Origin of the sequence: Wylensekiella montiformis, from assembly GCF_009697385.1 — a bacterium.
Classification (GTDB): Bacteria; Bacillota; Negativicutes; order Selenomonadales; family Selenomonadaceae; genus Selenomonas_A; species Selenomonas_A montiformis.
This window is the reverse complement of record NZ_VUNL01000001.1, coordinates 117,616-139,098: the sequence shown is the minus strand read 5'-3', so window position 1 is coordinate 139,098 and position 21,483 is coordinate 117,616. Positions and strand designations below refer to the sequence as shown.

The following is a 21,483-nucleotide window of genomic DNA, read 5'->3' as shown; positions in this document are numbered from 1 at the left end:
CAATAGTTGATTTTCCATAAGAAGGTAGGCGAAAGGCGTGCAGTATGCAGTTGATCGTTATGCAGTAGGAAAAGAAAAGGAAGTTACTGCGGTAGAATTTGAGGATAAAAATATACCGGAGCGCCGAAATCGCTTCTTTTGCCCGGAATGTGGCGAACGGGTTTTCTATAGAAATAGAGGGGGAAATCATCCAAGTCAGTTTTATCATCAAGAAAAGACAGCACAAGCACCAGAATGTGATAAAAGAGTGGATGGCAGGTCGGGGTTAACTCTGAGCCAGAGAGTTGGCCTGCCTGTCTTTTTGACTAGTAGTGTATCCGGTCAGTTTCAGTTGAACATTGGCTTTCCTGCTTTAGGTGCTGAGATGTTGGGGAGAGCCTCAAAGCTAGGATACAAAGTAAAAATCTCTGGAGGTAATTGCTTTAGAACGGTAGGTTTGAATCCGACAAATTTTATTGAAGATGAAATGACTTTAATACCTGTAGATTTCACTCCACCATCTAGTAAAAATTTTGAAATTTTTGCTTATGGAGAAGGAAATATAGTGGGGCTTCAACGGAAGTGGTCTGACTATGCTGACGGATTCGGAAGGGGAGGAGCTATCTTTTCCTATAGCGAAATGGGAGGAAAAAAGATACGTTGTGGAGATAGTATTTCCACAAATAGAGATTATTATGCTGTAGTAAGAAGTAAGTTGCACTCATATTCAGCAATTAAACAAGAACTTGTTGGGGATTTAGCAATAGGAAATACTTTATATAAAGTATATAGATTTAACATAAAAGTATCTGCAGATGATATAAAATATTTCTCGATAATAAATGATTATCTTAAAGAAACATTTGGTGTTTGGCTTTTAGAATGTTTGCCTGAAATAATTCCAATATGGCCACCAGTTATTCAAAGAGATGTCATGATTCCGATAGAGACGAAATCGGCACTATGTTGTGTTGTATCAAGTGGGAACTCAGACCCCAAGGTGTATACTTATTCCAATACAGGGGTAAAAAATAAAGAGATAGAAATATTACCTGTCGGTATCAAGATGATAAATGTACTAGTAGGGAGAGAACCAATAGCGCTATCTGTTGATAGAAAATATGTAGGTAGAGAAGTGATATTTGAAGCGAGAGAAGTTCATAGTAGTACATATCATCATAGTATAAAAATTACGAATAATCAAGGAGTTAGTTTTTTCTGGAAGGATATATATCCTTCATTACTTAGAGAAGGTTTTTTTATTGAAACGAATGCTAAATTTGATTTTTATATAAAGGAAAATAATAGAATTTATAGGCATATGCCAATTAGGGATTGTATCACAATGATTCCATCAAATGATAGCTATACAGAATTGCTCTGTGTAGTAGAAAATACAGTTTTTGAATATTATATACCTAAGAAAGAAATATGTTCTTATGACTATGATGATTTCTATTATAAACTTATGAAATCGATGAATAAGGGATTGATGGTTCCGATACCTCACTGGATTAATTCATTATTGAGGATGTTTAAGCGAAATCACGAAACTAGGATTTATGAATTAATGTTAAACGCAATGAGAAACGGAAAAATTCACTTGGAAATGTTGAGACAACTTCGATTGATTGATTTAGAGATAAAAAAAGAAATATATGGGAAATACAAATAGGGAAGGATATATAGTTATGAAAAATCTTGGTGATTTGTCGCAAAAGGAACTAGAATATATCTGTGAGCGAATACCTCTTGATGTAATAAGAAATTATTTTCAGAAAAATCCGAAAGAGTTTGGTAAAATAAAATCTGGGTTTAGACCAGAAACGTTATCGGATAGAGATACCCTGGATACGTTTGTAAAAAATGCCAATAAGCCGTTTGTCACAGCGTTTATAGAATCTACTGTTACTAGATGGTTAGAACAAATTCAAGATAATATTAATGAACTTGAAAATGCTGGATATTCTGCTGGAGAGGCATTACTCAAGACAATACCTAATTGCTTTTTTGCAGACTGTCCTAGCTTATACTTTAAATTAGTAAATCGGGATGTTAATAATGATTATATACAACTATTAAAAGATGCTCTTTCGTTTGCTGAAAAAATATCAAAAAATAAAAGTGCTTCTGAGGAAAAAAACATAAGTACATCAATTTTGCTTAATGAGGCAAATGTAAAAATTGATGAATTAAATGCTGAAATAGAAAGATACAAAGAACATGAAAAAATATTAAATAATAATATAAAAGAGCTAAAATTGCATACTAAAACATGTAATGATGAAGTTGAGAATATAAATTCGAAGCTTAAAAAAGCAGAAGAAAATTTATATAATATGCAATCCGAGCTTGAACATTATAAGCGCCTTTGTGAATATGTGGATGATGAATTTAGACAGGATGAATTTCGGCAATTCCAATACGTGTCAATTGGACAAATTAGTCACGATTATAATGGCCAAATTTGGATTAATAGATTGGCAGATATAAGTGATGGTGAAATACAGTTATTTATACCTGATGATAATGCACCACATTATTTTGAGAACAGAGATAGATTGTATTGGAAAAATGGACCAGCAACAGATGGGGAAATTGCAATTTGGAGTTGGAGAGCAGATCCTCGTGATGTTGATCCATCTAAGGATTATATTAAAAGTGAATATAATCGGAATACGAAATTTACTGAGGTTATTGAATTTCCTCAATGTAAGAATCTGACTGATATTGCAAAGTATATAACTCAATGGTTCGAAAAAACATTTATCAGTGACAAAGTTTTGTTCGTTTGTACTACGTCTAGTGGCATAAAAGAGGGATTACTGTGTTCTCCGGGAAATTTAGAATGTTCAGGGACGAAGGTGAGACTGGATAAATCTGTTTTTATGTTGCCACATTATACTGTGCGATTTACTGATACAATAAAGTTAGCAGGTATCCGTGTTTTCCGTAAGATGAATTTAGGAATTCCCCAGTCCGTTTACCGAGTACGTACACCGTTTGATGCTATAAAAGAAATGCTCCTTTCCAGAGCATCGATAACGCATCTTCGGGAGAATGGATGGTCAAAAAAAGAAGCTCAAAGGTGTAGGAATTATCTGGAAAATATTCCTAAGCAAACAATTGTGCAAGAATTGGCAGAAACATTTGCATGTAAAGAACAAGAAGCAAAAGAATATGTTGATTCATTCTTTAATAGTGTTGATTCCTATTTAACATCATCTGATTTTGATACGCAGATTTTAGCTGTAGCTTTAGAACGAAACACGGATTTGATTATGCGTTGTAAAGAACAGTTAACTGACGAATGGAGAAAAGAAAATTCAACAATGTTTGAATTGGCACAAGAGAAATTAAAGGAAGCTGAAAAAGCAACTGTTAAAGAGCGGAAAGATGCAGAAGTGCTTATAAAACAAAAATCTGAACTCGCTGAAGAAATAAATGGAATTAATAATAAAATAGAAGAGAAAAAGAGACTGGCATTAGAAGTAGAAAGTAAGATTGCCATACGCATTGAAGAGGCTAAAAAGAATGCTGCAGAATTTATCAGTCAAATGGCATTCGTTTCGCCTGTACGAGAACAAAGCTCGAGTGAGAAAAGTAATGGAAAGAAAATTAATGTTTACAAAAGTTTAATGCCATGTGTTAACGGTGGAAATATAGATGACATAGATACCTTTGAAGAAGAATTGATAGCAAATTTCAATATAATAGGGTATCGAGAAGAAGTTTCGATAGAGATGGCACAAACTATTTCTTTTGGAATTGGCAATCATATTCCTATAGTTATTGGTGATAATTCTACATCTATAGGTCAATGTGTTGCTGCCACTATTAAGGGCGGGGAATTATCTGAAATCTTTATAAGTAGTCCAGAAATTAATGTTGATAGCTTGACTGAAACTATAAGAAATGAAATACAAGAACATGAAAATCGAGTAATTCTTATTCATGGTGTTTTTGATAGTTATAGTATCGGCGTTTATAATGTTTTAGTTAACCGACTTAAATGCATGGAAGAAGAGCTCGTGGTATTTCTCTCTATTGAAGGGATATCTTTAAATATGATTCCTTCCAATGTTTGGTCAACTTCTTTTTATATTAATGGCGATGAAGGTCTAGATATGATGGCTTGCGAAACTGTTAATTCATTTGATATCTCAATGAGTTTTAAACGTAAAAATAATGATAAGGAATTTAAGGTAAAGAAGAAGGAATTAACTCCATTTGCATCGATAATTGGTAATAGGCAGGCAAATTTATATGCATTATACTTATCTTATTACAATCTTGATTTGAATGAAAGCTATACAATTTTGAAACAAATGATTGCTGTCGCACTTTCCTTAGGAAAGGAAGAAATGTTAAATTCTTGTTTTATCGAAAATGGAATTTCGTATGGTGAAAAGTTAATCGAGAAATTTCTTTGAGGTGAATTGATTGGCTGAAAAAGAAGTAGATAAGATGGCAATGGACTTGGGAATAATTCCATTTCAAGATGAATCTTCTCTTGAATATAGAAGTAGAGTTGTTTATTCTGCAATGTCTTGTTGGATAAAAGCAATAGCAATGGATCGACCAGTCGGTAATAGGGACTCAAATTTTATAGGTGTAAGTAGAAGACATATATATGAAAGAAGTCGAGTAATTTTAGAGAATATATGTAAAATATATCCTGAGTTGTCCTTTTGGTTTAATTTATCAGAAACAGAACACCATCCTGTAAATTTAATTCGAACAAGACTGTTGAAACATGGTGACCTTCGTAATGAAGGATTCAATACAAATATAGCATTGTCACATTCATATTCAAAGCAACTATCAACAGGGGTGGAAACTTTATACGGAGAATTGTTAGGAGATGATATAGAGTACGTTGGCGTCGCTACCATTAGAAGAAACGCTATAGTTAATCCGGCAGAAAAATTAATAAGAATTCAGGACTGGCTAAATGAATTTTTAAAAGAATTATGGTGGTCGAAAGAGTTCCCTAATACAAACGGATGGCAGTTTTTTAATCCAGCGACTTATGTAAAAAATAACAGTTCTGCATGGCAGGAATCATTGCCACAAGATGTATGTGGAATAATACTTGGTCGGAGTTGTATAAATAAATCAGAGTATGAGTATTATTTGTTAAAACCTAAGATGAAATTGTTGCATAGGATAGATCCATTTCTTAAAAATCAAGGTTATCATAAAAGGATTATGTATGCGCTGAGAGATAGTGTAAATAATTCCTCTGAAGCAACCATAAAAGTGTATGATTCACATGTATATTTGAGACTTAATGCACATCTTCCGGAAAAAGAGAACTCTCTACTGGAAAGATACGCTTGGCCATTGCGTCATGTAAATGACATATCGGCTTGGATTATGACTCCATTCATCTGGGATTTTGTAAAGCCTTTTATTGAGAGTTTAGGTATACGAATTAAGGAGGGCAAAAATGGATAAGTATGGTGTCAAAAGTACTCATGAGGCAATTAAGAAAAAACTGGTAGATTATATCAGCACTGTTTATCTAGGAAAGAATGATGCACTCCGTTCTGCGTGTATGAGTGAGTTAGAGAAAACAGGGGTGCTATTTCAAGAACCTTATATTGAGGCCAATCATGCATATGTGCAGATGCACAATGGTATAGATTCGGCTAATATTCCAGATGATGTGAAAAGAATTCTAAAGGGGATGGTGGAGCGAAAACTTGGTGTTTTCGCAAATCCATATCTACATCAGGTAGAATCTTTGGAGAACTATTATAAGGGCAATGATTTATTTGTTTCAACCGGTACTGGCTCTGGTAAAACTGAGTGTTTCATGTGGCCAATGGCAACAAAATTGGTTATTGAGCAGATGCATTCGCCTGATACATGGAAAAAGCGTGGTATAAGGACAATAATGTTGTATCCTATGAATGCATTGGTCTCTGATCAGATGGGGCGTTTGAGGAAGATGATTGGAAATGGAGAAAATGGTTTTCATGATCTTATTCAAGAATTAGCCCCTGGGTCGAGAATTCCACAATTTGGTATGTATACAGGACGTACACCTTATCCCGGTATAAGAGATAAGAAAGAGGATATTAAATACGCAGACACAATAAGGAGGGATATCCTCGCACAATCAGATGAGGTGAAAAATAAACTTCATGAATTGGGGAAATATCCTTCAAAATACAGTTTGGAAGATTTTGCAAATCGTCTTGAGTCAGAGTCTAGTGTTATTACAGATTCACGGGATGCAGAATTGGTTACACGGCAAGAAATGCAGAATTTATGTCCGGATATATTGATAACTAACTATTCTATGCTTGAATATATGCTCATGCGTCCTATTGAAAAAACAATATGGGAGTCAACTCGTGAGTGGTTGGATAGTTCAGAAAAGAATAAGTTACTCTTTGTTATCGATGAAGCACATATGTATCGTGGCTCTGCTGGCGGTGAAGTTGCTTTGCTTATTCGCAGAGTGTTGCATAAACTGGGTATAGGACGTGACAGAATACAGTTTATACTGACAAGTGCTAGTGTCCCATCTGGCGCGGAAGAAAGCATTTATGAATTCGCATGTGAGCTGAGTGCACAGGATGTGAAGGATAATTCTTTTGTAATTATTAGAGGGAAGGACACTCCTATTGACCTGACTGGAAAAGAGATAAATCCAGAAGAATTAAGTGATTATAATATTGATGCTTTGCAGTCAGAATGGGATAGAAAAGGTCTTGCAATAAAAGATTTTGCTCAACGGCTACGTCTGGAAGAAAATTGTGATTTTAATGATAGTAAGGACGTAGAAATTTGGCTCTACAAACAATTATCTGACATAAATCCTATGAGAAGAATTATGAAGGAGACGAGAGGGAATGCTACAAGCTTTGAGCAGCTTGCTAAAAAAGCTTTTCCGGATGTAGAGGTTGATGTTGCTCAGAAAGCTACCAGTACGTTGCTGGCTATTGCTCCGTTGGCAAAAAATAAAGACAATCAGGTTTTATATCCGGCAAGATTACATATGATGTTTCGTGGTTTGCAAGGTATATATGCTTGTTCAAATCCTGCCTGCAAATGTAAAAATCATGATGGTAGTATGGGGCTAGGAAGAATATATCTAAAAAGGCCAGGAATACGCTGCAGTTGTGGCAGTATGATATATGAATTATTCAATGAACGTTCTTGTGGTGCTTTATTTTTGCATGGGTATGTGGATCCATCTGAGGGCAATAATCCTTTTGTATGGAGTGAGATGGGGGCACAGTTATCTGATAACCTAAAAGAAGTGTTTTTTTATATAATACCAAATGATGGTAGTTTTAAACGTAAAAAGGATATAAAGATTGGATGGCTTAATACAGTTGCAGGGAGATTGGATACTTGTAATGACCATGCAAATGAGGAGGGATTCATTCAAGTAGCTTTTAGTGTTAATGAAACAGAAGAGCGTTCTAACCAATGGACATTTAAAACTTGCCCAAAATGTGAAAAACGAAATTTTGTTGCAACTGATTTTGTTACTAAAGGAAATGAACCTTTTTTTAATATTGTATCTGAGCAATTTTATGTACAACCATCTGTTCCGAAGTATTCAAATTTGATAAATCAAGGCAGGAAAGTATTGTTGTTCTCTGATAGTAGACAAAGAGCGGCTGTGTTAGCACGTGATTTGACAAAAGCAGCAGATGAGGATGCAATGAAGAAAGCACTTACTGTTGCTGCTAAGGAGTTGCAGGAATGGGCATCGTCACATGGTGAGCAGCCAACTATGAGCTTGTTATATGTTTTTTTCCTAAAAGTTGCATATTTGAATAAGCTTCGTTTCTTTTATGGTAATAACGAAAAAGATCTGTTAGAAGACCTTGAAACAATGGCACAGCGATATGAGAAGAAAGGTGATAAACTACGATATACTACTATTGCAAAAAAATATTTTTACCATAAGCCAGAACAATATAGCGAACATCTTTTGCGTCAATTGTGTAGCAATTTTCGCTCTTTGACAGATGCTGGATTGTGTTGGATAGAGCCGTGCGATATTGATGAAGATGATTTTGAAGAAATAGAAGAAACTCTTGAAGATGTCGATATGTCCCTTAGCGAGTTTAAAATACTGTTCGCAGCGTGGGCTATGGAAATAATGACTTCAGAATATGCAATCGGTTCAGATATTCCAGATTCAATAAGACGAAATATTACAGCATACAGACAGCGAATGGGGGTAGAGGATATATCAAAGCTTCCTCCACGTATTAGAGATTTTCTATCTGAGCATGGGCTTTCGACAGAACAAATTACAGTCGTTACAAAATTGTTGTCAAATTTCCTTGCCAAGGGTACAGATACATCTACATCGAATTACTATTTAAATATGGAAACGGTCGTACTTCGTTATGGTGTGGAGCACGAATGGTATAAGTGTCCTCGGTGTAGTGGTATATTCCCGTATACTATATGGGGCAAGTGTGCTCATTGTGGAAAAGGTGAACCGCATCTAATGATAGGGGATGATTTTAAAGGAATTGATTTTTGGAGAGGGCCTGTTTTAAGAGCTATAGATGGTGACCCTCAGGCACTTATGACAAGAATTAATACGGAAGAGCATACAGCACAATTGTCACATAAAGATCAAAGAGACAATACTTGGTCAACAACTGAAGATTTTGAAATGCGATTTCAAAATGTTCATGTGAATAATGATCGCCCAGTAGATATTCTAAGTTGTACAACGACTATGGAAGTTGGCATTGATATTGGTTCTTTGACTGCGGTGGGACTGAGGAATATCCCTCCTATGAGAGAGAATTATCAACAAAGAGCAGGTCGTGCAGGTCGTAAAAGTGCGGCTATATCAACTATTGTAACTTTTGCAGATAATCGTCCGCATGACAGTTACTATTTTCACAGTCCCGAGAGAATTATTTCTGGTGAACCAAGAACTCCATGGATTGATGTTAATAATCTAAAATTAGTATTTAGACATTTTAATGTTATTCTTGTTACAGAGTTTTTTGATAGCATTGGATTGGGAGCAGATCGTGAAGAAATAGAAAGTTTTTTTGCGAATTGGTATGGACAGTTTAAAACATTTGTACAAGATAAAAGGCATGAAGACTTTAACATTAAGGCTCTAGTTCCTAGTGGGATATCTTTTGACTTTGGAGCGTACAAGAAAGAATTTATTTCAGAAATGGACGAATTGAAGGAGAAAGTAAAGAGTTTCCCAGAAAACTATAAGGAGGATGATAATTCGTATAAAAAGGTATTAGATACTTTGCTTGAAGTGGGGATTTTTCCCACATACTCTTTCCCAAAAGATGTTGTTGGATTTTATGTAGAGGATCAGTATGGAAAGAGAATTGTTCAAAAACCAGAACGTTCTTTGGATATGGCAATAAGTGAATATGCTCCTGGTCGGATTATTGTTATTAATAAGGAAACATATAAGTCTGGTGGAATATATAGTTTTCACTCCAAATTTAAGCCAGAGGAGCAAGATCATCCAGCAAGACCATATTTCGATAGTAAAGATTATTACAAGCCACTCTATTATTGTGATGAACCGTCATGTAATTGGATGGGATTAAGTTATACTAAGAAATGTCCATTTTGTGGAGGAGAAAGTATTCAAGAGAAATATCTTTTAAGGCCATGGGGATTTGCACCTATAGCAGGAAGTAAACAGATGACAGGAGATGAGAATGCTGAATTATCTTACGCAGAGACACCGAGTTATTCAATTACGCCAGCTGAAGATGAAATGGTCAATGTAGTAACATATGATAATCTTAGATATTCAAAACGTTCTGATGACCCGTTGATTATATTGAATAAAGGGCCAAAAGGAAAAGGTTTTATGGTTTGCGAGGATTGTGGAGCAGCGGTGCCGGGGGATGAACCTGCGGCTTTGGATAAAATCAGGAAACCATATAGGCATCCGCATAAAGATTATAATTGTCATCATCCATCATCTCGTAGGGTTAATACCTTTTTAGGTAATCAATTTTTAACAGATATGGTAGTTTATGAAATTTCATTGGATAATGACAAAATCAATGTAGAGCCAAGTGGATTGTGGATTCAGAGAGCAGGTCAAACATTAGCGGAAGCTATGACCTTAGCTGGTGGCAGACTTTTAGATATTGAATTCAATGAAATCAAGAGTGGTTATCGTTTACGTTACAATAAGGAAAAGAAAAAGACATTTGTAGATGTGTTCCTGTTTGATAGTCTTTCAAGTGGTGCAGGTTATTGTTCAGCGTTGGCTGATCGTACAGAAGAATTGATGCAGGAAACTAGAAATGTTCTAAATTCTTGTTCAGCTGAATGTGATAGTGCGTGTCATGAATGTTTGATGCATTATTGGAATCAGCGTGTTCATGGAATTTTGGATCGATTCGCTGCATTGGATTTACTTGATTGGTGTCAGCACTCAAAGCTTCCAGGGAAACTATCGTATGCAAAGCAACATGAGCTCTTGAATCCTCTGAACTTCCTTGGAGCAGAGTATTCTATTGAAGCTGATGGGAAAAAGCATTATATAAGCATAGGCGGGAAAAAGCGTGAGATTATAGCCTACCCAGCAATGTGGAGTACACAGTATATAAGACTTACAACAGATGGTGTAGTAGTTGTATCCGATAAACTTTTGAAATATGCACTTCCAAAGGCTGATTCTGTTATTAGAGAGCAATTTTGAAATGCTGCAAGTGCAATACTCACTAGTGTGTTATGAATAAAAAATAAGCATAATCGTGTCAGCGATTATGCTTATTTTTTATTTTGCGGGATATAGTGTTGTTTGATTACAAATATCAATTATGTCTATTGACAGTGTACATCGGCAAGCGTATACTAATGCATGGTTAACAAAGATTGACTATGAATATTAAACTGATTATAGGGGATTGGCAAGGGGGAATTGTACTTGGCACAGTCAGTGAAGTTGTATTTTCAAGAAGAACATGAGGATGAAATTTATGATGCAATCTGCAGTCGCATCGATGAGCATCCAGAAGAACTTGAAGAACAATTTAGTAAACTGCGTCGCATGGGCGAACTTACCTTGGAAGAAGTCAAGGTAATGAATGTTTACACGGAGTGGAATTCTGAAAATGAGTTACAATTTGAAATTTCCGCGTGTGCTACGGTAGACTGCGATGAGGGGAATCATCATTACGATGACACGCGCAGTACATATAAATGGTATACTGTCAAGGGAACTGGTAGTTTGGACAACCTGTTGGAGGATTTCAGTATTCAAAATGTCGCGCCTTACCTCAAGGGAAAACGCCATTCTGCTCGTGCATTGAAGGATACCTTTGTTCCGGATATCAAAAAGGAGAATCTGGATAATGTTGCAGAATGGGTTCTGACGAGGTACTATCCAGAGGCTCTTAAGCAGCCGATGGCAATAGATACAGATATTCTCCTAAAAAGGATGGGGCTTTTCAAGATAGAGCGCAGGATTTCAAAGGATGCTTCTGTTTTTGGGCGTATATACTTTGAAGATGCTGAATCTGCGTTCTACAATGATGATACAGAAAGACTGGAAACGGTGCCGGTCAAGGCCGGGACAATTATGGTGGACCCTATGGTGTTCTTTTTGAGGAATATGGGGTCTGTCAATAATACCATCATACATGAATGCATTCATTGGTTATTTCATAGGCCGCTGTTTGTGCTTGAAAAGATATCAGATTCTTCCCTTAAGCAAATTGATTGTGCTATTGCCGGCGGCATCCGTGGACGGAAGTGGTCGACAGCAAGGACGATTGAGTGGCAGGCAAATGCACTGACACCAAGGATTCAAATGCCCGCTCGGACATTCCGTAAGAAGGCGAATGCTCTTATTGTGAAGGCATTAAACGATTACGAGACAGATTCGCTGTTGGATGTAATTGAAACAGTAATAGAGCAGTTGGCTGAATTTTTCGAGGTGTCCAAGCTGTCGGCAAAAATACGCATGATAGAACTTGGCTATGAAGTTGCCAGAGGTGCATTCATTTACATTGATGGTAAGTATGTACGGCCTTACGGCTATAAGGCGGGATTCCTGCAAGATAACCAAACATTCTCAATTGGTGTCAAGGATTTTTTACGATTGAGTTTGCAGGATTATGACTTGAGGGAAGATAAGCGTAGTCTTGAATATGTCTATGTAGATTCGCATTTGGTTTATGATAGGCCAAAGTATGTTAACCATACAGATAATGGTGTGGAAATGACACCATATGCATTGTCTCATATGGATGAATGCTGTTTAGTATTCAATTTGGAACTTGACTCGCAAATAGAAGAAGATAGGTATCATTCTATATGCTATTTGAACAGGGATGAGGATAACGGATTGGTGTTCAATCTGGAATTTTCAGCTGGTCTGGACCATGCGGGAAAAATGTCGCAGGACGAAGTAGAACTTAGGGAACTTAATGCGGCATACGATATGCTTGACGAATTGCCAGGTAATTATGCAAAAGCATTAGCTGTGCTTGTTGACAAAAGTGGAATGACTAAGGACGAAATTGCTGATGAGATGTGTGTTTCGCCTAAGACAGTTAATCGCATTTTGAATGGGGAAGCTGGCAGTATAGAGAATTTGGCATATTTTTGCTTGTCTCTGCAGCTTCATCCGGTTCTCAGCGAATATCTGATAGAACGTTCTCCGTGGAATTTTGATATGCGTAACAAGGAACACCGTGCCTTGCGAGAAGTGCTCAGACATTTCTATGGACATAAGATGTCTTATATTCGTGAGCGGATTTCAAAACTAACTGCATAGGGACATTTCGTGTCCTTGAAAATGGCGAAAAAGCGCCCTTTGACGATATGAATTATTGTCGGAGGGCGCTTTTTCCGTGTATTTATACGGGTTGACGGTTGGACACGGGCTGTCCGACACCATGAAACAGTTCTTGCTACAATTGAATTATCGAAAATAAATCATCTGTCAAAGAGGTTGCAACCTAGGCAGGGATACCAGACGGAATTTTCATTTATCACGTTGAAGTGTGAGGTGAAATTTGCCGGGGTAGCCTTCCTTTGTTGCAGCCTTTTTATGCTGGACGGGTATGTGCATCCCTGATGCTGTTTCGTTGGTTTTCCTTGCCTGGGGGCTCCTCGGCAAGGAGGAACAGCATCATGGATATGGTTCGCATTTATGTCAGCAACAAAATCGTCATGGTGGAGAAAAAGCAGTTTAAGCGTTGGCAGCGCAAGTATCACAGATTTTACTACATTAAAGAGCGTGGCCTCTATGTGCCGGTGTCAGAAGATTTCTACAAGCTGATCATGCGTCCGCAGTGGAGTGAGGAAAAAGCTGAACAGCGTAGCTTGGACTGCATCTATAAAGGAACTTCTCAGTGCGATGGCATTTGTGATGGTTGTACTAATCCAGTGTATAGGCAGTATTCGCTGAATCGTATGGAAGAGGATGGTATCAAGGATGTCCCCTGTCACAGGGATTTAGCGAAAGATTACCTTAAAAAGGTGGCAATAGAGGAACTGCATGAAGCTATAGACCAGCTGGATGATGAAGACTATGACCTGCTGGGCGTACTGATTGGTGACGAAACAGAGCGCGATGCTGCTGTTAGAACAGGACGTTCAAAGACAGGCATTCATAAGAGAAAAGTGCGCATCTTAAATTATTTGAAGAAAAAATTGCTCGAAGGGTGACCAAAGGGGGCAAAAATGTCCTCTTTATAGTGAAGGAGGAATGTGAAATGCAAAATTCCAAGTATGCAGCGGCAGTCCTTTTGGTTATCAGCCTCATAGCAAGGAACGCCGCAAGGAAAATTCTGAGGAGGTACCGCAAATGATGAAGCAAGATGAAATGCAAACGCTGGCAAGCGTAGTGGACAGCATGCACAAACTGGCCGAGGGGCTGGAAACGCTGGCGATTTATCTGTTGCGCGATGCTGGCGAACAGCAGGCAGTATCGGACTCAAAGGCGGCAAAAGAAACTGAGCCTGCTCAGCCTAAGGTGACGCTGGAAGAAGTCCGGGCAGTTTTGGCCGAGAAAAGCAGCGCTGGGCATACAGACGAGGTGCGTAAACTCCTGCAGTATTTTGGTGCTGCAAAGCTTTCAGCAGTAGACCCTAAGGATTATGCAGCCCTCAAGGCCAAAGCGGAGGTGCTTTGAGATGGCGGCAAGAGCACATGCAAAATTGTCTCCCTCCGGGGCAGACCGATGGCTTATCCACTGTACACCGTCAGCAAGTCTTGAAACGCAGTTTCCTAACTCTGCTGGGGAGGCGGCAGAAGAAGGAACAGCTGCTCATGCTCTTTGTGAGCACAAGCTGAAGAAGGCACTGAAACGCCGGAGCCGTCGGCCTCACTCGGATTTTGATTCTGATGAGATGGAAGAATGCGCTGATGGTTATGTGGCCTTTGTGCTGGAGCAGATGCAGGAAATACCCAATGCTATGGTGTGCATCGAGCAGCGGCTGGATTTGCAGGAATTCGTGCCGGAGGCGTTTGGTACGGCAGATTGCCTTATTGTAGGTGATGGCATTCTCCACGTCATTGACTTCAAATATGGTCTTGGGGTGCTGGTGGATGCCGAGCACAATCCGCAGATGATGCTTTATGCGCTGGGAGCACTGACCATGTTTGGCAGTCTCTATGATGTAACCGAGGTCAGAATGTCCATCTACCAGCCCCGTCGTGAGAACGTGTCCACCTGGTCTATCGCTGCTGATGAACTTATGACCTGGGCCGAGAAAACGGTAAAGCCCAGAGCACAGATGGCATTTAAGGGTGAAGGCGAGTTTGCGGCAGGTGTTTGGTGTCAGTTCTGCCGGGCGTCTCCCCGTTGCAGGGCAAGAGCCGAAGCCCAGCTGACTGTGGCGCAGGATGAGTTTCGCCTGCCACCACTATTAACAGATGAGGAGATAGCAGACCTGTTGCCTCGACTGCCGGAGCTGGTCAAGTGGGCTAATGCAGTTTCGGCCTATGCCCTTGAGGCAGCAGTCAACCATGGGAAGAAATGGCAGGGTTACAAACTTGTGGCAGGCCGTTCAGTCAGGAAATATGCTGACGAAGAAAAGGTGGTCGAAGCCGCACAGGCAGCAGGTTTTAAGGATATCTTCGAGCACAAGCTCATCACCCTTACCAGTATGGAAAAGCTAATGGGCAAGGCAACATTCAACGAGGTCTTAGGCGGCTTGGTTATTAAGCCGCAAGGCAAGCCTACGCTTGTGCCTGAGAGCGACAAGCGTCCGGCAATAGATGTAGGTTCAGAGTTTACGAATTTGGAGGAAAAAGAAAATGGCTAACAACAGCAAAACTAAGGTTATTACCGGTATCGTTCGTCTCAGCTATGAGCATGTGTGGGAGCCTGCCAGCATCAATGGCGGGGAGCCTAAGTATTCTGCATCGCTCATCATCCCTAAGAGCGACAAGAAGACCGTAAAGGCTATTGAGGAGGCCGTTGAGGCTGCTATCACCGAAGGCATTGGCAAGTTTGGCGGCAAGAAGCCAAACAAAGCTGCACTGAAACTGCCTCTCCGTGATGGGGATACGGAGCGCGAGGATGAGGCATATAAGGATGCCTTCTTCATCAATGCCAATAGCAAAACGGCTCCGCAGATTGTCGACCGTGCCGTGCGTCCTATTCTGGATAGGAACGAGGTTTATAGTGGCTGCTATGTCCGTGCCTCGATTTCCCTTTATGCATTTAACAGCAACGGCAACAAGGGCGTTGCCTGTGGGCTGAATAATCTGCAGAAGGTTAAGGATGGTGAGCCTTTGGGCGGGCATACCAGTGCCACGGATGATTTCACCGCTTTGGACGGTGCAGATGAGGACTTCCTGTCCTAAAAGTAATTAAGTTTTGCAGGGCGGCGGCTTTAGGGTCGCTGCCTTTTGCATAGGAGGCACAAAATGGTTTTAAGCATAGATATTGAAACATTCAGCAGCGTGGATTTATCAAAATCCGGGGTGTATAAATACGCCGCAAGCTCGGATTTTGAAATCCTGCTCTTTGGCTATTCGGTGGATGGCGGTGCTGTTCATGTGGTGGACTTCACCCATGGAGAGAAATTGCCGCAGGAAATTCTGTCGGCGCTGTTGGATGATAAGACCCCAAAGTGGGCATTTAATTGTACCTTTGAGCGTACCTGTATTGCCAGGTTCCTGCAGGATAAGGGCTTGCTGGCAGAGGGGAAGTTTCTAGACCCGGCATCGTGGTATTGTTCTATGGTGTGGTCTGCCTATATGGGACTGCCGCTGTCGCTGAAGTCAGTAGGTGCGGTGCTGGGCTTGGAGCAGCAGAAAATGGCAGAAGGACAAGACCTTATCCGCTACTTTTGTTGTCCCTGCAAGCCGACCAAGACCAATGGTGGCCGCAAACGTAACTTGCCCGCCGATGCCCCAGATAAGTGGGAGCTGTTCAAAAAATACAATTGTCGCGATGTGGAAGTGGAACTTGCCATCAAGGAACGGCTGGCCAAGTTTCCTGTGCCAGACTCAGTTTGGCGGGAATACCATCAGGATCAGGAAATCAATGACTGTGGCATTCTGGTAGATATGGCTTTGGTGCGAAATGCCATAGCTATCAGTCAGAAGTGTACGGAGGAGAATCTTAAACGTGCACAGGCCATCACAGGATTGGAAAATCCAAACTCTCCAATCCAGCTCAAGGAATGGCTGGCAAGTAACGGCATATCCGTGGATTCACTGGCAAAATCAGAGGTGGAACGCCTGCTTAAGGAGACTACGGGGCAGGTACATGAACTGCTTGCCTTGCGGCAGCAACTCTCTAAATCCAGCGTCAAGAAATACACCGCCATGGTCAATGTGGCTGGAGCAGATGACAGGGCACGTGGCCTTTTCCAATTTTACGGAGCCAATCGCAGTGGCAGGTTCGCAGGGCGGCTGGTACAGTTACAAAATCTTGCTCGAAACAGTATGCTAGATTTGGATGAAGCCCGTCAGCTGGTAAGGCGGGGAAACTATGATGCGCTGCATCTTCTGTATGATTCCGTGCCGGATGTGCTCTCCCAGCTTATCCGCACAGCCTTTGTGCCGAAACCAGGTTATAAATTCATTGTGGCCGATTTCTCTGCCATTGAGTGCCGGGTACTGGCATGGCTGGCAGGGGAGCAGTGGGTACTGGATGTTTTTGCCAATAACGGTGATATTTACTGCGCTTGTGCCGAAAAGATGTTTCATGTGCCAGTGGTAAAGCATGGCCAGAACGGTGAACTTCGACAAAAGGGAAAGCAGGCAACTTTGTCCTGTGGCTATGGCGGCTCCGTCGGTGCCTTAAAGGCTATGGGAGCACTGGAGGCTGGCATGAAGGAAGATGAACTTCAGCCATTGGTTGACGCATGGCGGGAGGCCAATCCTAATATCGTGAAGTTTTGGTGGGATGTGGACAGGGCCGCCAAGGAGGCTGTGAAGAAGAAAACCACTACGGAAACTCATGGCATACAGTTTGTCTGCCGGAGTGGCATGCTGTTCATTGAACTGCCGAGCGGCAGGCATTTATCCTATGTGCAGCCACGGATAGGTGAGAATCGGTTCGGTGGCGATTCCGTCACTTATATGGGCAGTGGTGCTGCCAAGAAGTGGGAACGCATCGAGACTTTTGCTGGTAAGCTGGTGGAAAATATCACTCAAGCAGTAGCCAGAGATGTGCTCTGCTATGCCATGCAGACTCTTGGGGATGCGCGAATCGTCATGCACGTCCATGATGAACTGATTATTGAGGCAGAGCAGGAGTCCTCATTGGAGGAAGTCTGCGATAAAATGGGGCGCACACCGCCATGGGCACCGGGGCTGATTCTTCGAGCAGATGGCTATGAGTGCCGGTATTACAAAAAAGACTGAGTTATGCAGGGGCAGAAAAATCTGCTCCTTTTTTTATTTTTGGGTGACCAAGGTGGCCTATTTTGTCCTCTTACCTATGAAGGGGTTGATTTTTTCGCCTCTATATGTAGGAGTTAACAATTCTATCGCCCATAGGGCAGGAGGACAACATTATGATTCAGGTTTTCGAGAACAAAGAGTTCGGCAAGGTGCGTACCATGGCGGTCAACGGTGAGCCGTTTTTCGTGGGCAAGGATGTGGCAGAAATCCTCGGATACGCTGATACCAACAAAGCAATCGCCATGCATGTGGATGAGGAAGATAAACTCAACGACAAAACGGCGTTGAGTTTGGGACAGCGTGGTGGTTGGTTTATCAATGAGTCTGGGCTTTATAGTCTCATCCTTACCAGCAAGCTGCCGAAGGCGAAGGCATTCAAACGTTGGGTAACCTCCGAGGTGCTGCCGTCTATCCGCAAGCATGGTCTTTATGCAGTGGATGAGATTCTGGCAAATCCGGATATTGCCATCAAGGCTTTACAGGAACTCAAGTCCGAGCGTGAAAAGCGCAGGTCGCTGGAAGGAACGGTGGCCGTGCAGAATCAGCAGATTGCCGAAATGCAGCCGAAAGTCAGCTATTACGACCTTATCCTGCAGTGCCCGGATTTGATGCCCATTACAACCATTGCCAAGGATTATGGCTGGTCGGCAAAACGGCTCAATGCCTATTTGCACGAGCAGGGGATTCAGTTCAAGCAGAGTGGCATCTGGCTTTTGTACCAGCAATATGCAGAGCAGGGGTATACCAGCACCAAGACCCATAACTATGCCGGCGAAGATGGCACTCAGCATGCCAAGCCGCATACGTACTGGACGCAGAAAGGCAGACTGTTCCTTTACGATTTTTTGAAGGCGCGTGGCATTCTGCCACTTATCGAACGGGAGGGTTGATATATGTGTATTGAACGCTTTAATTCAGAGGGGTATGTAGACCGCACCGCCCAGTTCGCTTTGGCAAAGGTCGAGGCAGAAGAACGGAAAAATGCATGGCCGGTGGTGTATGTCTGCTCTGCCTATCGCGGCAATGAGCGGGTGAATGTACTGAGAGCAAGGAATTACTGCCGGTTTGTGGTGAGCAAGAAGCGTGTGCCGATAGCACCGCATCTGCTCTTTCCACAGTTTGTCACTGAGGCAACAGAGCGGGGACTAGCAATGAAGATGGACTGCCTGCTTCTGCGCAGATGTGATGAAGTCTGGGCCTTTGGCGAGATTACCGAGGGGATGTCCATGGAAATCGAGATGGCAGCAGATGAGGGCAAGCGGGTGCGGTATTTCACCCGTGATTTGAAGGAGGTAACAAGAGTATGAGGTTTACGTTACATACGGCTGACTGCCGTGGCAATGAGAAGAATGTGTGCTATCCGCATGAATGCCGGATTAGCAGTATGGCAGAATTCCAGTCAGCAGTGGCGGTTGACCATGTTTGTGCTGCATTCCAAGGGGGGAGGCGCAGCGTGGGAAATTTCCAGAGCGCGGATGTGCTGGTGATGGATTGCGATAATGACCATTCAGATGTTTCTGCTGAATGGATAACGCCGGAAAAGCTGGCAGAGTTGTTGCCGGATGTGAGTTATGTACTGGCTCCCAGCCGGCATGATGGGGAAGTAAAGGACGGCAAGTCACCACGCCCCAGGTTCCATGTGTATTTTCCTCATGAACCTATAGAGGAGGCAGGGGAATATGCCGGGCTGAAACGTGCCATTCAGGCAAGGTTTCCCTTTTTTGATGGCAACGCTCTTGATGCGGCGCGGTTCATTTATGGACATCCCTGTGAAAAGGTAGTCTGGCACGAAGGGGAACAGTCGATTGAGCAGCTGGTGCTGGCCTGCCAGACAGAGGGCAGCATACCGCAGGGACAGCGCAACAGCACCCTTTCCCATTTTGCCGGAAAACTGGTGAAACGCTATGGAGCAACGGAACGGGCTCATGAGATTTTTCTTGAGAAAGCCGCCAAGTGTGAGCCGCCTCTGTCCGATGAGGAACTGGACAAGATTTGGCATAGTGCAGAGGGCTTTGCCAGGAGGGTTCAGGAACAGCCGGGATATGTGCCGCCGGAGCAGTATGAACATGTTTCTTTGAAACCTGCTGATTACAGCGACATCGGACAGGCCAAGGTACTGGCCAGGGAATACCGAGATGAACTCAAGTACACGCCCGCCACAGATTATCTTCGCTATGACGGCGTTACCTGGAATGAATCAAGGGCACAGGCCATTGGTGCCATGGAGGAATTCCTGGATTTGCAACTGGCTGATGCTCAGGATGAAGTTAAGGCGGCAGTCAAGGAACTTACAGACTTGGGCGTGGCACAGGAAAAACTGACCAAGGGCGGCAGGACGCTGGAAAAGGAAATCACGGAAGCACAGATGAAGGCATATGCCCGTTATCAGTCGGCTATGAGTTACCTTGCCTTTGTACAGAAACGCCGGGACATGAAGTATGTACTGTCTGCCCTGCAGGCGGCAAAACCTATGCTGGAAATCAAGGTGGATGACCTTGACCATGACGCTTTTCTGCTGAATACACCGAATGGAGCATACGACCTGCGGCTGGGGCTGTTTGGCAGAAAGGAACATTCGCCTTCTGACTATGCTACCAAGGTTACTTCTGTCGCACCAGGGGAGCAGGGGGCGAAGATTTGGCAGGATGCCCTTGGAACATTCTTCTGTGGTGACATCGAACTAATGGATTACGTGCAGCAGATTGTTGGGCTGGCAGCAGTGGGCAAGGTGTATGTGGAGTCTCTCATCATTGCCTATGGTGATGGTCGCAATGGCAAATCCACATTCTGGAACACTATCGCCAGAGTGCTGGGAACGTACAGTGGCAATATCTCAGCGGACACTTTGACCGTTGGCTGCAAGCGTAACGTGAAGCCTGAACTGGCCGAGGCCAAGGGGAAACGTATGCTGATTGCGGCAGAGCTTGACGAGGGTATGCGGCTCAACACATCACTCATCAAGCAGCTTTGTTCCACGGATGCCGTCCAGGCTGAGAAGAAGTACAAAGACCCGTTCCATTTTACGCCGAGCCATACCCTGGTGCTCTACACTAACCATCTGCCGAGGGTAGGTGCCAATGACCCAGGTACTTGGCGGCGGCTGTTGGTAATTCCTTTTGACGCTGTCATTGAAGGGAATAGCGACATCAAGAACTATTCGGATTACCTCTTTGAGGAGGCTGGGCCTGCGGTGCTTGCCTGGGTAGTTGAAGGGGCGCAGAAGGTCATTCAGAGTGGATTCCACCTCTCAAAGCCGTCCTGTGTGGAGAGAGCCATAGATGCCTATCGTGACAATAATGACTGGCTGGGACATTTCCTTGATGACTGTTGCTTGGTGGATAAGAGTTACAAGGAAAAGTCTGGTGAGCTCTATAACGCATATCGGGCCTATGCCGTTAGCACTGGGGAGTATGTGCGTAGCACCACAGACTTTTATTCTGCGTTAGAACTGCGTGGATTCATCAAACGCAAGACAAAGAAAGGAATGGTAGTAGAAGGTCTGATGCTTCTGGAAGGCAGAGAATTCCTGGCCTAAGAGCATTAGGGTGCAGGTCGGTGCAAGTCGTATATAAAACCCCCTTTAGGGCGAAATTTTAGCATAAAAAAGCCATATAGAGAAGTTTATGTATCGACCTTCAT

13 protein-coding genes are annotated in these 21,483 nt (G+C 42.2%); all 13 read left to right on the top strand.

The features are described 5' to 3' along the window. Positions 1 to 37 precede the first annotated feature (37 nt). The 13 genes from FYJ78_RS00710 to FYJ78_RS00650 all read left to right on the top strand — a co-directional run bounded on the left by FYJ78_RS00710 (position 38) and on the right by FYJ78_RS00650 (position 21,379). Positions 38 to 1,654 (top strand): competence protein CoiA family protein, encoded by a 1,617-nt coding sequence (locus FYJ78_RS00710; RefSeq protein WP_154619483.1) that lies wholly within the window; start codon positions 38 to 40, stop codon positions 1,652 to 1,654. A 16-nt stretch (positions 1,655 to 1,670) separates the two neighbouring features. After that, on the top strand, positions 1,671 to 4,412 hold the full coding sequence (locus FYJ78_RS00705; protein WP_154619482.1) for a hypothetical protein: 2,742 nt from the start codon (positions 1,671 to 1,673) through the stop codon (positions 4,410 to 4,412). 10 nt (positions 4,413 to 4,422) lie between these two features. Continuing rightward, complete coding sequence (locus FYJ78_RS00700) at positions 4,423 to 5,439, top strand: hypothetical protein (protein ID WP_154619481.1); 1,017 nt, start codon at positions 4,423 to 4,425, stop codon at positions 5,437 to 5,439. Further along, positions 5,432 to 10,669, top strand: coding sequence for a DEAD/DEAH box helicase (locus FYJ78_RS00695; protein WP_154619480.1), 5,238 nt, complete (start codon positions 5,432 to 5,434; stop codon positions 10,667 to 10,669). The genes FYJ78_RS00700 and FYJ78_RS00695 overlap by 8 nt, the downstream gene beginning before the upstream one ends. Positions 10,670 to 10,897: 228 nt before the next feature. Continuing rightward, on the top strand, positions 10,898 to 12,751 hold the full coding sequence (locus FYJ78_RS00690) for an ImmA/IrrE family metallo-endopeptidase (RefSeq protein WP_154619479.1): 1,854 nt from the start codon (positions 10,898 to 10,900) through the stop codon (positions 12,749 to 12,751). Positions 12,752 to 13,110: 359 nt separating this feature from the next. Then, positions 13,111 to 13,647: a hypothetical protein gene (locus FYJ78_RS00685; RefSeq protein ID WP_154619478.1), complete on the top strand. Its 537-nt coding sequence runs from the start codon at positions 13,111 to 13,113 to the stop codon at positions 13,645 to 13,647. Positions 13,648 to 13,786: 139 nt separating this feature from the next. Continuing rightward, the gene (locus tag FYJ78_RS00680) at positions 13,787 to 14,113 is read left to right on the top strand and encodes a DNA ligase (RefSeq protein WP_154619477.1); all 327 of its coding nucleotides are present in this window, start codon (positions 13,787 to 13,789) and stop codon (positions 14,111 to 14,113) included. A gap of 1 nt (position 14,114) precedes the next feature. After that, positions 14,115 to 15,248, top strand: a complete 1,134-nt coding sequence (locus tag FYJ78_RS00675; RefSeq protein ID WP_154619476.1) for a DUF2800 domain-containing protein — start codon at positions 14,115 to 14,117, stop codon at positions 15,246 to 15,248. Then, on the top strand, positions 15,241 to 15,792 hold the full coding sequence (locus tag FYJ78_RS00670) for a DUF2815 family protein (RefSeq protein WP_154619475.1): 552 nt from the start codon (positions 15,241 to 15,243) through the stop codon (positions 15,790 to 15,792). Before FYJ78_RS00675 ends, FYJ78_RS00670 begins: the two co-directional genes overlap by 8 nt. Positions 15,793 to 15,855: 63 nt before the next feature. Then, the gene (locus tag FYJ78_RS00665) at positions 15,856 to 17,805 is read left to right on the top strand and encodes a DNA polymerase (protein WP_154619474.1); all 1,950 of its coding nucleotides are present in this window, start codon (positions 15,856 to 15,858) and stop codon (positions 17,803 to 17,805) included. 152 nt (positions 17,806 to 17,957) lie between these two features. Then, positions 17,958 to 18,734 carry a phage antirepressor gene (locus FYJ78_RS00660; RefSeq protein WP_154619473.1) on the top strand — a complete coding sequence of 259 codons (777 nt, stop codon included), beginning with the start codon at positions 17,958 to 17,960 and terminating at the stop codon, positions 18,732 to 18,734. A 3-nt stretch (positions 18,735 to 18,737) separates the two neighbouring features. Continuing rightward, complete coding sequence (locus tag FYJ78_RS00655) at positions 18,738 to 19,151, top strand: DUF7768 domain-containing protein (RefSeq protein WP_154619472.1); 414 nt, start codon at positions 18,738 to 18,740, stop codon at positions 19,149 to 19,151. Next, entirely contained in the window at positions 19,148 to 21,379 is a 2,232-nt protein-coding gene (locus FYJ78_RS00650; RefSeq protein WP_154619471.1) for a phage/plasmid primase, P4 family, read from the top strand. Before FYJ78_RS00655 ends, FYJ78_RS00650 begins: the two co-directional genes overlap by 4 nt. Positions 21,380 to 21,483: the final 104 nt, after the last annotated feature.

Coding starts and splice junctions, on each gene's coding strand:
- FYJ78_RS00705 (WP_154619482.1), top strand. CDS start 1,671: ATGAAAAATCTTGGTGATTTGTCGCAAAAGGAACTAGAATATATCTGT.
- FYJ78_RS00695 (WP_154619480.1), top strand. CDS start 5,432: ATGGATAAGTATGGTGTCAAAAGTACTCATGAGGCAATTAAGAAAAAA.
- FYJ78_RS00685 (WP_154619478.1), top strand. CDS start 13,111: ATGGATATGGTTCGCATTTATGTCAGCAACAAAATCGTCATGGTGGAG.
- FYJ78_RS00680 (WP_154619477.1), top strand. CDS start 13,787: ATGATGAAGCAAGATGAAATGCAAACGCTGGCAAGCGTAGTGGACAGC.
- FYJ78_RS00675 (WP_154619476.1), top strand. CDS start 14,115: ATGGCGGCAAGAGCACATGCAAAATTGTCTCCCTCCGGGGCAGACCGA.
- FYJ78_RS00670 (WP_154619475.1), top strand. CDS start 15,241: ATGGCTAACAACAGCAAAACTAAGGTTATTACCGGTATCGTTCGTCTC.
- FYJ78_RS00665 (WP_154619474.1), top strand. CDS start 15,856: ATGGTTTTAAGCATAGATATTGAAACATTCAGCAGCGTGGATTTATCA.
- FYJ78_RS00660 (WP_154619473.1), top strand. CDS start 17,958: ATGATTCAGGTTTTCGAGAACAAAGAGTTCGGCAAGGTGCGTACCATG.
- FYJ78_RS00655 (WP_154619472.1), top strand. CDS start 18,738: ATGTGTATTGAACGCTTTAATTCAGAGGGGTATGTAGACCGCACCGCC.
- FYJ78_RS00650 (WP_154619471.1), top strand. CDS start 19,148: ATGAGGTTTACGTTACATACGGCTGACTGCCGTGGCAATGAGAAGAAT.